9 protein-coding genes are annotated in these 13323 nt (G+C 42.2%); all 9 read left to right on the forward strand.

All coding sequences use genetic code 11. From position 1 onward, the window contains the following. The first annotated feature begins 113 nt into the window (after nucleotides 1-113). The 9 genes from ACSQ8P_RS12375 to ACSQ8P_RS12415 all read left to right on the forward strand — a co-directional run bounded on the left by ACSQ8P_RS12375 (nucleotide 114) and on the right by ACSQ8P_RS12415 (nucleotide 13236). On the forward strand, nucleotides 114-1733 hold the full coding sequence (locus tag ACSQ8P_RS12375; protein WP_436235452.1) for an extracellular solute-binding protein: 1620 nt from the start codon (nucleotides 114-116) through the stop codon (nucleotides 1731-1733). Between the two features lie 87 nt (nucleotides 1734-1820). Next, nucleotides 1821-2759 carry an ABC transporter permease gene (locus ACSQ8P_RS12380; protein WP_436235453.1) on the forward strand — a complete coding sequence of 313 codons (939 nt, stop codon included), beginning with the start codon at nucleotides 1821-1823 and terminating at the stop codon, nucleotides 2757-2759. Between the two features lie 14 nt (nucleotides 2760-2773). Further along, on the forward strand, nucleotides 2774-3649 hold the full coding sequence (locus tag ACSQ8P_RS12385; protein ID WP_436235454.1) for a carbohydrate ABC transporter permease: 876 nt from the start codon (nucleotides 2774-2776) through the stop codon (nucleotides 3647-3649). A gap of 38 nt (nucleotides 3650-3687) precedes the next feature. Next, nucleotides 3688-6219: an alpha-mannosidase gene (locus tag ACSQ8P_RS12390; protein WP_436235455.1), complete on the forward strand. Its 2532-nt coding sequence runs from the start codon at nucleotides 3688-3690 to the stop codon at nucleotides 6217-6219. Next, a complete protein-coding gene (locus ACSQ8P_RS12395; RefSeq protein ID WP_436235456.1) occupies nucleotides 6209-7129 on the forward strand; it encodes a dihydrodipicolinate synthase family protein in 921 nt (306 codons plus the stop codon). Before ACSQ8P_RS12390 ends, ACSQ8P_RS12395 begins: the two co-directional genes overlap by 11 nt. A gap of 283 nt (nucleotides 7130-7412) precedes the next feature. After that, nucleotides 7413-9749, forward strand: coding sequence for a helix-turn-helix transcriptional regulator (locus ACSQ8P_RS12400; protein ID WP_436235457.1), 2337 nt, complete (start codon nucleotides 7413-7415; stop codon nucleotides 9747-9749). Between the two features lie 157 nt (nucleotides 9750-9906). Beyond that, the gene (locus tag ACSQ8P_RS12405) at nucleotides 9907-11499 is read left to right on the forward strand and encodes an extracellular solute-binding protein (RefSeq protein ID WP_436235458.1); all 1593 of its coding nucleotides are present in this window, start codon (nucleotides 9907-9909) and stop codon (nucleotides 11497-11499) included. 142 nt (nucleotides 11500-11641) lie between these two features. Next, nucleotides 11642-12277, forward strand: coding sequence for a D-sedoheptulose-7-phosphate isomerase (locus ACSQ8P_RS12410; RefSeq protein WP_436235459.1), 636 nt, complete (start codon nucleotides 11642-11644; stop codon nucleotides 12275-12277). Beyond that, nucleotides 12274-13236, forward strand: a complete 963-nt coding sequence (locus ACSQ8P_RS12415; RefSeq protein WP_436235460.1) for an ROK family protein — start codon at nucleotides 12274-12276, stop codon at nucleotides 13234-13236. The genes ACSQ8P_RS12410 and ACSQ8P_RS12415 overlap by 4 nt, the downstream gene beginning before the upstream one ends. Nucleotides 13237-13323: the final 87 nt, after the last annotated feature.

The following is a 13323-nucleotide window of genomic DNA, read 5'->3' on the forward strand; positions in this document are numbered from 1 at the left end:
TCCGAATAGCGGAGAAACGGTGCTTTAAACGCCAATTCGGATATTCAAATGCTCAAAAATGGTGTGCTATGATCCTCGTGTAAGCAATCCAATTACATGGGAGGATATATTCAATGAAATCAAAAAAGGGGATTATGGCAGTAACTGGTTCATTACTAGTGCTATCAAGTGTGCTTAGCGGTTGTGGAAGCAGTTCAACAACTTCAACGAATAATTCGGCTGCACCGGCAACGACTGCGGGTACGGCAAGCACGCCTGTTTCGGCTGAACCACTAACGCTGACTTGGATGAGGTACGAACATGCTTCGCAAGCGATCGTAACCAATTCAAAAGCTGTTCAGGAAATTGCAAAGCGTAAAAATGTCAAACTAAATCTTCAAAGTGTTCCTCAAAGCAACTACGATGATAAAAAGAAAACATTGATCGCAACGAATACCCTGCCTGATGTGATGCTTGTCAAACAGGATGATATTCAGAACTTTGCAGACACAGGAGCATTCCTTGATTTGACTCCATATTTGGACAAAATGCCAAATCTGAAGAAAGTCATTTCCCAGCAGCCTGAAATCAATAAGAACAAAATTGACGGGAAGCTTTATGGATTCCCTCTTGTAGCGAATTGGCAGGGAGTTGGCGGCCAGCTTTCGATGATCCGTACGGATCTGCTTGATAAGCTAGGTTTGAAAAAGCCAACTACGTATGATGAATTATATCAAGTGATGAAGAAAATGAAAGAAGCCAATCCGGATTCCTATCCATTTACTGCCCGGGCTGCAAATGGACTTACAGGAACAGAAAATCTAATCAATCCAATTTCCTTTGCATTTGGCAGCGGATACACAACCTTTAACGGAACGAAAGTATACTACGAGCCGAAAGATAAACAATACAAATTTGGTCCAGCTATGCCGGAGTTTAAAAGTGCTATCACATTCTTGAATAAACTCTACAAAGATAAGCTTCTTGATCCGGATTATGCGACAGCTACATCGCAAATTTGGCAAGAAAAGCTAAACTCAGGAAAATCCTTCTACTTCCAAGATAATAATGGTTTCGCAAGTACGTTTAATATTAATCTGCAGAAGAAGGATCCGAATGCGAAGTTCGATATGTTGGATACGATGACATCGCCGAGCGGTGCAAAGCGTAACCTGATCTATGCACTTGGTCACTTGTCGGAATCGTATGTCATTAACGCAAAAGTTAAGAATCCTGAACAAGTTGCTCAATTCATGGATTGGTTCTATTCCCCAGAAGGCATTGAAGTGACAAACTTCGGTATCAAAGGCGAAGATTTCACTGGCGAAAATGGCACTTACAAATTGACTGACGCTTTGGTCAACAAGTATAAGGACAGACAACCAAGTGCGATTTATGCCCTGCAATCGGAGTATGGCACGGGCTACCTAGGACTCGCTCTGAACAATGACGATCACGCTGGATTACCATTTAATTCCAAAGAGTGGCTAGAGTGGAACACGAAAGCATCTAAAGCTTTGGATGCAGGCGAAAATGTGCAATTCGTTAACGACCCTCCATTTACCAAAGAAGAGCGCGAGAAGCTGAAACAAATCCGTACACAACTTGACGCTCACTTGGCTCAAAACATGGATAAATTTATTGTGACAGACGGTGCACTTAATGATTGGGATAATTTCGTTAAACAACTTAAAGCAAAAGGTGCAGATGATATCGTCAAAATTTACAACGATGCCTTAGCCCGCGTGAAGTAACGTTTGAAGCTCATGCAGTAAGAGGGCAGGTTGCTAAGACACACAGGGCAGCCTGTTCCTTTATTTTCAAGAGAGGAGTGGAGATATTTGACACCAGTTGTTGAGACTAAGAAAAATATACCCGTTGTTGAGGTTAAAAAAAATATACGCAAGAGCATGCCACTGTATCTCATGTTTCTATTACCGTTTGCCTATTTTGTTATTTTTCACTATGTACCTATGGTTGGGAATTTGATGGCATTTGAAGACTATTCGATCGTCAAGGGTTTCTTTCATAGCCCGTGGGCTGGGATGAAGTATTTCCGCCAATTTTTGACGGATCCGTATTTTTGGCAAGTGGTTCGCAATACAGTGCTCATCAACGTGTATTCACTCATTTTTTATTTCCCATCTTCTCTCGTGTTCGCTTTATTGTTAAACGAGCTGCAACAAAAATTTTTCAAAAGGTTTATTCAAAGCGTCACGTATGTTCCGCACTTTCTGTCTACCGTTGTAGTCGTAGGTATGCTGGTTAACTTCCTCTCTATTGATGGGCTCATCAATGAAGTGATTAAGGTTTTTGGCGGGGAAGCGAAGACATTCATGTCCATGCCGCAGTGGTTTCGAACCATTTATGTCGGATCTGAAGTGTGGCAAAATCTGGGTTGGAACTCCATTATTTATTTGGCGGCATTGACTGCTATTGATCCGCAACTGTATGAGGCGGCGACGATGGACGGAGCCAATCGCTGGCGCAAATTGCTGCACATTACACTGCCTGGGATTTCAACTGTCGTCACGATCATGCTGCTTTTGACAGTGGGTAAAATGCTTTCGGTCGGATTTGAGAAAATTTTATTATTGTACAGTGGTCCCACGTATGAGACCGCAGATGTGATTCAAACCTTTGTTTATCGTCGAGGGTTGATTGACAGCGACTTTAGCTTTGCAGCGGCTGTAGGTATTTTCCAATCTGTACTGGCCTTTGCGCTTGTCGTATCAGCAAATCAAATTGCCAAGAAAATAAATGGATCCAGATTGTTCTAGCGGAGGGGATTGAGATGCAAAGTCGTAAGTTTTCTTATTTCGATACAATTAACATCATTTTTATGCTGGCTATGATCTTTATTACTCTATATCCGCTTTATTATATGGGAATCATTTCAATCAGCTCGGGGTCATCGGCGAGCAGCGGTGAAGTGTTTTGGCGACCTATCGATATTAATTTTAAAGCCTATAGTGTCATTATTAATGATCCTGCCATTGTGCGTTCTTACGCAAACACCTTTTTTTATACGGCCGCTGGTGTGCTTATTAATCTGGTGATGACAGCTCTTTGTGCCTATCCTTTGTCGCGAAAGCATATGTATGGGCGCTCATTTCTTGCTTTGTTTGTTGTGTTCACCATGTTCTTCGACGGTGGTCTCATCCCGCGTTATATGGTGGTTCATGCGTTAGGCATGGTCAATACGGTTTGGGCCATATTAATTCCGACTGCGATCAATGTTTTCAATATGATCCTGATGAGAACATTTTTTGAAGATATTCCTGAAGCACTGCACGAATCTGCGATCATGGACGGCGCCGGAGAATTTCGAGTTTTCATGAAAATTGTGCTGCCACTCTCTTTGCCTGTCATGGCTACCATGTTTCTTTTTTACGCGGTAGCTCACTGGAACAGCTTCTTCCCTGCACTTATTTACTTAAATGATAAGGAACTGTATCCGATGCAAATTATTTTACGTAATATCGTAATTTCGGGAGATATGGCTTCACAATCCGCACAGCTTGGCGCTGCAGAAGCGGGGCTGGCCGTCATGACAGAAAATATTAAATACGCCTGTGTCTTCGTTGCCATCTTGCCCGTGCTTGTCATTTACCCGTTTGTACAAAAATATTTTGTGCAAGGGGCCATGCTGGGATCTGTAAAAGGATAGAGGCTTTAAAATTATCAAAATGCGTGATGGGGGATAACATGACAGTTGAAACGAAGCTTCATTTAATTGGAAATGCTCATTTGGATCCGGTTTGGTTATGGCGCTGGCAGGAGGGGTATGCGGAGATCAAAGCGACTTTTCGTTCCGCTTTGGATCGATTGAATGAGTTCCCTGATTTTGTATTTACATGTGCTTGCGCGGCTTATTACAAATGGGTGGAAGAGAATGCGCCCGAGATGTTTGCCGAAATTAAGCAGCGGGTTGCCGAAGGACGCTGGGTCATTACAGGCGGTTGGTGGATTCAACCGGACTGCAATCTGCCATCAGGCGAATCATTTGCTAGGCATAGCTTATATGGACAACGATATTTTATGGAGAAATTCGGTGTAATGGCGAAGGTAGGCTACAATGTAGATTCTTTCGGTCATCATGGCATGATGCCACAGTTATTGAAGCAAGGCGGAATGGATTACTACGTCTTCATGCGTCCAGGGGCACATGAGAAGACGTTACCACACGATTTATTCTGGTGGGAATCAGAAGATGGCAGCCGTGTTATGACATTTAGGCTCGCCGACAGCTACGGCAATTGGGCGAGCAATGGCATGGAAGATAAGATCATAACCCACAGAAATGTGGCCGTAGCAAGCGGTCATGCCTTCATGTCTTTCTATGGCGTTGGTAATCATGGCGGGGGGCCGACCATTGAGAATATTAAGCTCATTCAAGAGATCCAGAAGCGACCAGATCTGGACGATATTCAGTTGAGCTCTCCGAATCATTATTTTGCAGCAATGAAGAAGATGGATCCGGATATCCCTGTGATTAAGGATGAGATGCAGATGCACGCAGTCGGTTGTTACTCAACCCATTCGGAATCCAAGGCCACGAACCGCCGAGTGGAGCACCGGATGCTGACAGCGGAGAAATTTGCTACACTAGCCAATTTGACGCTAGGTTTACCATATCCGTCTGAAGCACTTAATCGGGCTTGGGAAAACGTCATGTTCAATCATTTTCATGATATTATGGGCGGCTGTAGTATTAAGGAAGCTTACGACGATGTTCAGGAATTTTATGGTGAATCGTTAAGCATCGGGGCAAAAGCAATAAACGCTGCTCTTCAAAAGATTTCCTGGTCGATTAATACGATGAAACCAGGTGTGACATCCTTAAGCAAGGAGAAGGACTGGCAGCTTTGGGAGCAAGATGACCTTGGTTCACCTCTTGTGGTATTTAACCCATTATCGTGGGAAGTGGAGGCGCCGATTGGGATTAACAAGAAGCTGGCTGGCGTGACCGATGCTGCAGGCAATCCCTTGCCGATTCAATCGATCAGAGCATCACGGACAAATACCAGTGATAAATGGGATACGTTAATCACGGGGCGAATTCCGGCTTTTGGTTATCAGGTGTTTTGGGTATACCGGGATAAAGCTTGCGATCCGATGGAGCCAAAAGGTGCCGCTCGGGCAGAGGGTTGTTTCTTAGAAAATAATAAGCTTTTCGTTGAGCTCGATCCTGATACTGGATATATCCGACATGTCATTGACAAGCTTCATGGTTGTAGAGAAGTACTGGCTGGAGACGGAGCGGTGCCAATCGTCTTGGATGAGAGTCACAGCGATACATGGGGACACGGTCTCACACATTATCGTGAGGAATGGGGACGCTTTTGTAACGCAGAGGTGAAAGTGCTTGAAACGGGTCCTCTGCGAGCGACGATTAGGGTAATTAGTCATTTCGGAAATTCTATCCTTAGTCAGGATATAAGCCTATTACATGACAGTTCCGAGTTGCATGTCAAGGTGAAGCTTGATTGGAGAGAACAGCATAAGATGCTGAAGCTTGCCTTTCCAATCAATGTCGAGCAGCCTCGTGCCGTGTTTGAAATTCCGTATGGCTTCATTGAACGTCCTACGAATGGAAACGAGGTGCCCGGACAAATGTGGGTGAATGTATCTGGTTATGAACTTGGTACAGCGGAGGGAATTGAACCATCATCAGTAGTATTCGGACTATCTCTGATCAACGATACCAAATACGCTTACGATGTGCTGGAGAATGAATTAAGAATGACTGTAGTACGAAGTCCGATTTTTGCAGATCATTTTGGCGAACGTGATGAACAATCGGAATTTATGGATCAAGGTGTGCAGGAGTTTATTTACATACTCTCGCCTCATGCTGGATCGTGGCAGGATAGCGGCGTTGTAAGAAAGGCCTACGAAATGCATACGCCGTTGCAGCAAGTATGGGAAACGTACCACGAAGGGAGTTTACCGCAACTTTCTGAGGGAATTATGATTTCTGCTGAAAATGTGGTGGCTGTGGCCTTTAAACCAGCGGAAGACGGGAATGGCTGGATTCTACGCTGTAATGAAGCTTTCGGAAGAGAAGTGGAGACAGATCTAAGCATGCCAGTCTTAAATCGCAGTTGGCGAAGTACCTTTGGCAAGTGTGAAATTAAAACATTTTTTATACCTGCAAATCAGCACGACCCCATCCAGGAAGTGAATTTTGTAGAATTGCAAAATAATAATGAGAGAGAGATGTCAAATGAAAATTAATAACCCTAACGGCGTATGGCCAACCATGATTACCTTATACAAGGAGTCTGGCGAAATTGATTTTGATGCGATGGGACGCATGGTTGAATGGTTTATTCAAAACAAGGTTGATGGATTATTTGCTGTATGCCAATCTAGCGAAATGTTCTTTTTGAGTTTGGAAGAGCGTGTGAAGCTTGCCGCTTTTGTTGTGGAGAAGGCAGCGGGAAGGATTCCCGTTATTGCGTCGGGACACATTTCCGACTCGCTTGAAGACCAGGCCCGAGAATTGACAGCGATTTCAGAAACAGGCGTTGAGGCCGTAATCCTGATTTCGAACCGATTGGCAGGAGCGGATGAGTCGGATGACGTGTGGAAGGCTAACGCTCAAAAGCTAATCGAACAGCTGCCAGATCATATTGCATTTGGTATCTATGAATGTCCATTTCCATATAAGCGTCTATTAACACCTTCTGTCTTAAAGTGGTGTGCGGATACCGGAAGATTTTTCTTCTTGAAGGATACTTCTTGTGATGTAGAGATGATCAAAGAAAAGTTGAAAGCGATTAAAGGCTCATCTTTAAAGCTTTACAATGCCAATTCAGCAACGCTTCTGGAAACATTGAAGCTTGGCGCTGACGGATACAGTGGAGTCATGGCTAACTTTCATCCAGACCTTTATGCGTGGCTTCTCCATAATTGGGAAAAGCAGCCGGAAGAAGCGCAGCGCTTAAGTGATGTACTGAGTGTAGCTTCATTTATTGAGCGGCAGTTGTATCCGATAAACGCGAAGTATTATCAGATGAAGGAAGGCATCAGTTCGAATTATCGCTCGCGTGCGCGAAATCAGGATGAGTTTACAGCCACGAACAAAGCGGAAGTCGATCAGCTATACCGTCTATCCAAGGAGTTATCGAAGCGTATGAATTGAAAACGTTCCGCATTCTAGGTCACATAAACTCGTTCTACGTTGTAGACGATTTTATGTGGCCTTCGTTCATGCTTAGCCGCTTATCAGATCCCATGCTATCATGTTTTTGAATGGAAAAAGATAACAATCACATAGGTTGGAAGGATTTCCTATAGCGTGATTCGAATTATACATAGAGAATAAATGTTACAAAGTTCCTGTGTTGGGATTTGTGGGAAGCGGAGGATGTAGATTCATTTGAAGGTAGAGATGCTGCTTAGCATCATATATGGGGGGACTAAACTTGAATTGGAAACATCTGAAGCAATCGTTGGATAAGAACAGGCTATTCTTTAAGATTCTGCTCTATTTCACCTCCTTATTAATTCCAATTGTCATTATTGGCATCATCTCCTATTTTAACGCAGATCAATTGATTAAGAAGGATGCCTCTGAGAAACTTACTGATAATTTGATGGCATCTTCCAAAACAATTGATATTTATTTAAGTATGGCACAGGCAACGAATAACAGCTTACTGCTTAGTGAAACAATTCAACAATATTTACGACCAGATTCTTTACTTACGGATGAAGAAAAAATCAAAATGCCATCGATTGTGAGATCAATTGCGGGAAATCGGAATCCAATCAGTCATTTTGTTGATAATATATTTATTTTTGTAGATGATAAACGCGTGTATTTAAGTGATGGTATCGTTAATTTTGACATTTTCTTTGACAAATTTTATAAATTTGATGAGTATAACAAAGACTTCTGGCGTAAACGCTTACAACAAAGCAGCTTATTCGAATTATTGAAGCCTACCAAAGTGATCAACGCTGATATGAATTCTTACCGCGAGGTCATACCGAGTATTACGACACAATATTTAAATGGACATTTGGCAACGATGGTGACAACGATTTCGATTCCTACGATCATGTCTACACTGCAAAACAACTCGATATTCGCGGCTACACACTATCTTGTATTGGATAAAAACAATCAGATCATTCTGCAAAGCAGTGGGATAAATGAGAAAGCGAAACAGGAAATCATTGCTGGATTTTCTTCGGAGGAGCAAAGTAAAAGGGCGATTCGGATTGGTGACGAGCAGAACTGGCTAGTTCAAACGACGTCTGATTTTGGGTGGAAGTATTTTTCAATGACCCCTGTGAGCTCATTTAACCAGGAGTCTGCAAGTATTTTTAATTTGATTATCTGGATATGCATTAGCTTACTTATTATTGGCGTAGCTTTCTCTTTTATATTTAGTGTTCGCTTATATAATCCGATCAAAAATATTCGAGATATTTTACAAGAAACTGAAAAAGTGGATGAATGGAACAATGATACACATCACAGCAGCGAACTTCAAAGGATCGGCAATAGTGTCAATCAATTGATACAGCAGCATCGGGATGACAATATTAAAATCAATACATTTTCTGATGAAATTCTCGAGCAGTTTTTCACGAATTTAATTAAAGGATATCGAGGTGCACAGCATTATTCCGTTAATCAAATTTTAAATGAAATCAATTTTAACTCAGGGAGTTATTTATGCTGCTGCTTCATGATTCAGTTTAGGGATCGATTTTATTATGAGATTGTGGAAGCAGACCGGTTATTGATTTTAGAAAAGATGAAAAATGTGCTTTGGGGCATTATGAAGAAGTACGTGAATTGTTATTTGACGGAATATGAGCCTTACTTATATGTTTGCATGGTCAATTTGAAGAGTGAGGAAGACCGCGGGCAACTAGACCAAGCGTTAGAGATGATTAAAACGACCTTTGCCTATGACATGATTTATTGCGAATTAATTATTGGTTTAGGAAAAAAATACGATAAAATCGATGATTATTCGAAATCGTATAGTGATGCAATTACAGCCATCGATAAACGGACAGACTCATCCAAGATGGTTATATTAGATGCGGATCATTTTGTTATCGATCAAAACTACTATTACTCATTTCTAGATGAGAACAAAATTGTAAACGCTTTGAAATCAGGTGACATAGGTGGGTTGAAACTAGAGTTGGAAGCTATCATTAGCTTGAATAAAGAAAGGGGAGTCTCCTATCACTTTCTAGGGGCTTTGCTTGTTGAGTTCTTTAATACGGGGAATCGCTATATTACGGAAAAGCGACTGAGTGTTTATGATTTTCTGGATGCGAACGAACATGCTTTTTTGAGTCAAAAGGAGCTTTTACCCAGTGAGTTTGATGGAAGATTGAAATTGATCCTCGAATTTTACGATAAAATTATTGCTAAAACGTTATATAAGCCTGAAAGCAAATCAGGTGCGGTTGTAACCTTCATCACCGATTATATTGAGAAGCATTATGAAAAGGACCTTTATCTCGAAGTGATTGCAAATGAAATTGGACTGTCCGCGAAGTATGTATCCAGAATGTTTAAAGAATCGACGGGGACGAATATTTCGGACTATATCAGTCTTATTCGGATTGCTAAAGCGAGAGAATTGTTAGCACATACAGATTTAAAAATTAGTGAAATCGCCGATCAGATTGGCATATTCAGCCGTACCACTTTTCTGCGTTTGTTCAAAAAGTATGAAGGCATTTCTCCGAATGAATATCGTAGTAGCCATGGAAAAAAGCAGAAATAGGCTGGAATGGACTGTTGGAACTAGTGGAATAATGACTCATTGCGATGAATGTGGAATAACGGTTCATGAAACACTATTTTGGTTCTTTCAAAGAGAGCCTACTAGCTTATAAAATAAAATTGCCAGAAACAAATCCAGAATAGTAAGGAGGAACAACATGGTTATTCAAAAAAAAGGCCTGTTAACCGTCTGCTGTTCATTGGCCTTATTGGGGAGTTTTTTGGCAGGTTGTAGCAGCCCAGTTAAGCCAAAAGGTACGGCAAGCACATCACCAGTTTCTGCCAAACAAATAACGCTTTCATGGATGAGATATGAGCATTCTTCGCAAGCGTTAGATGTCAATTCGGTCGTTGTTCAGGAAATTAAAAAAAGAAAAAATGTGAAGCTTGAATTACAAAGTGTTCCACAAAGTAATTATGAGGATAAGAAGAAAACGCTAATTGCTACAAACTCAATTCCCGATGTGATCATGGTTAATCAAAATGATCTTTCGAACTACGCTGATTTAGATATTTTCCTTGACCTCACACCGTATCTGGATAAAATGCCGAATTTTCAAAAATTGATCAAACAGAAGCCTGAAATCAATAAGACAAAGGTCGATGGCAAGTTATATGGCTTTCCGCTCGCAACCAAATGGAGCTTGCAGTCGGGTCAGCTTCCGATGATACGTGTAGATCTATTGACAAAGCTTAACTTAAAGACCCCAACGACCTATGATGAACTCTATCAGGTTCTTAAAAAGCTTAAGGAGGCTTACCCAGCTTCGTACCCTTTTACTAGCCGTGCAGCAAATGGAAAAACGGGAACAGAAAATTTGATTAATCCAATTGCATTCGGTTTTGGCAGTGGATATACCAATATTACAGGTACGAAGGTTTATTATGAGCAAGCGACAAAGCAATATAAATTTGGTCCTTTTTCACCTGAATTTAAAGATGCGATTACCTATCTTCATAAGCTCTATAAAGAAAAACTTCTTGATCCAGACTATTCCGTAGCAACCTCACAAACATGGGTGGAAAAATTAAGTACGGGCAAATCTTTCTTCTACCAAGATAACAATGGTTTTGGTGCAAACTTTAATAAAGCACTTCAAGCTAGTGATCCAAATGCTAAGTTCGAATTGTTACCTGTCATGGCAAGTACAAAGGGTGTTAAACGCAACAACGTATATCAACTTGATCATCTTGGAGAAATGTACGCAATAAGCGCCAAAGTGAAGAATCCCGAAGAAGTTATCAAGTTTATCGACTGGATGTATGGAGACGAGGGAACCAATCTGACAAGCTTTGGTGTAGAAAACGTTGATTATACACTAGCTGGCGGCGAATATCAGATTACTGAAGCGACGCAAGCGAAGTTTAAAGATAAACAAGATCCTTTCAGGGCGATGCAATCTGCACTTGGAACCGGTTACCTTGGCTTAGCACTTCATTCTGACGACCATCCGCTTGTTCCCTCTTCCGCACCGGAACTCATTAAGTGGTCTGAAAAGGCAATTAATGATCTTGCGAATGGTATTAATTTCAGAGAAGTCAACGATCCGCCATTTAATAAAGAAGAACGTGAACGGCTTAAACAGCTACGCACGCAATTAGATGCGCATTTAACGGTGAATATGGATAGATTCATTATCAATGATGGGGCATTGAATGATTGGGATAGCTTTATTCAACAATGTAAAGAAAAGGGCGCAACTGAAATTGAAACGATTTATAATACGGCCCTCGCAAGAGTAAATCAGTAGACTATTGCTATGTTAACCAAATAAACTGTTTATCCCTTTGTGAAAAAGTACGTTGTTGTTCAAGGTGCTTTCATAGGTTCACGAAGGAGATGAACGGCAGAATTTTGTTGTATATATATTACAAAATAGGAGGCAATGTTGAATGAATGCTATTTTGCAACAAATGACAACTCGCTATCCCGAGTTAATAGATTGCGTGCCAGATATTGAATTGGGTTATGAGCTTTTATACCATGCCTTTCATCAAGGTGGTAAGCTGCTATTATGCGGAAATGGTGGGAGTGCAGCAGATTGTGAGCATGTTGTTGGCGAATTGATGAAGGGATTTATGTCCAGTCGGCCACTGCCCGCATTGGTTAGCTCTCAATTTGAGCGTGAATTTCCGGGAGAGGGAATTGCTCTTGCGGATAGGCTGCAAGGCGCGCTGCCAGCGATTTCACTCATTAGTCATACAGCTTTGATTAGCGCTTATGCGAATGACGTTGCTCCGGACATGATTTTTGCTCAGCAAGTGTATGGCTATGGACGTCCAGGCGATGTATTAATTGCTTTTAGTACGTCAGGTAACTCTCTGAATGTACTTCGAGCCTTGCAAGTAGCAAGGGTGCAAGGGTTAAAAACCATTGGTTTTACAGGTTCAAGTGGAGGTAAAATGAAATCGCTTTGCGATGTAACCATATGTGCGCCTTGGGACAAAACACCGGATATCCAAGAGAGGCATCTGCCGATCTATCATGCATTATGCATGATGCTGGAGGAGGCGTTCTTTCCCTCATGACAATACTGGCGGCGATCGATATTGGTGGAACAAAATGTGCGGTGAGTTTAGGAGCTGTGGAACAAGATCGCGTCGTTATTTTGGAAAAAATAAAGTTCCCTACGCCAAATAACCCGAAAGTAGCCATGAATGACATCGCAGCAGTTCTGGAAAAAGTAATGTCTAGACATCCTGAGCAGACACCTGCGGCGCTAGGCATCAGCTGCGGAGGTCCGTTAAACAGTCAGGCTGGACTCATTCTTTCGCCTCCGAATTTGCCAGGCTGGGATCAGATTGACGTGGTCACTCCTTTTCGGGCACGTTTCGGCATTCCGGTCGGATTACAGAATGATGCGAATGCTTGTGCGTTAGCTGAGTGGCGTTTTGGCGCGGGGAAGGGCTGTCGAAACATGATTTTTCTTACCTTCGGTACGGGTATGGGGGCAGGGCTTATTCTTAACGGACAGCTTTATAGTGGAACGAATGACATGGCCGGTGAAGTAGGGCATGTCCGTTTAGCAGCTGAAGGGCCAGTGGGATATGGCAAGGAGGGCTCATTTGAAGGTTTCTGCAGCGGCGGAGGTATTGCGAAGCTCGCGCAAATGATGACGATAAAAGCTATTCAAGAAGGTAAGGCTCCTTCCTTCTGTAAGCATATGAACGACTTGGTCGGTTTGTCTGCTGAATCGGTAGGCAAGGCTGCGCAAGAAGGGGATCCTTTGGCACGGCAAATATACAATCTGGTAGGTCGACGATTAGGACAGGGACTTGCCATGTTAGTAGATGTACTCAATCCGGAAAGAATTGTTATCGGTAGTATCTATGGGCGGCAGCAAGAGTTGCTTGAGCCCATTGTCATGAACACATTGAGAGAAGAAGCCTTACCTTGGTCCCTAAATGTATGTGAGATTGTGCCAGCTGGATTAGGTGAGCAAGTTGGAGATTATGCAGGATTATCTGTTGCTATGGATGTGGTATAGCTGGTGGATGTCCGAATCCGTAGAGCGAGCAAGCCAAAAACAAAGGAGCTAAGCACGTGCAAGCCGCTTAGCTCCTTTTTCATTCGA

Source organism: Paenibacillus sp. LjRoot153 (assembly GCF_964253085.1).
Taxonomy (GTDB): Bacteria; Bacillota; Bacilli; order Paenibacillales; family NBRC-103111; genus Paenibacillus_E.

Coding starts and splice junctions, on each gene's coding strand:
- ACSQ8P_RS12375 (WP_436235452.1), top strand. CDS start 114: ATGAAATCAAAAAAGGGGATTATGGCAGTAACTGGTTCATTACTAGTG.
- ACSQ8P_RS12385 (WP_436235454.1), top strand. CDS start 2,774: ATGCAAAGTCGTAAGTTTTCTTATTTCGATACAATTAACATCATTTTT.
- ACSQ8P_RS12390 (WP_436235455.1), top strand. CDS start 3,688: ATGACAGTTGAAACGAAGCTTCATTTAATTGGAAATGCTCATTTGGAT.
- ACSQ8P_RS12395 (WP_436235456.1), top strand. CDS start 6,209: ATGAAAATTAATAACCCTAACGGCGTATGGCCAACCATGATTACCTTA.
- ACSQ8P_RS12405 (WP_436235458.1), top strand. CDS start 9,907: ATGGTTATTCAAAAAAAAGGCCTGTTAACCGTCTGCTGTTCATTGGCC.
- ACSQ8P_RS12410 (WP_436235459.1), top strand. CDS start 11,642: ATGAATGCTATTTTGCAACAAATGACAACTCGCTATCCCGAGTTAATA.
- ACSQ8P_RS12415 (WP_436235460.1), top strand. CDS start 12,274: ATGACAATACTGGCGGCGATCGATATTGGTGGAACAAAATGTGCGGTG.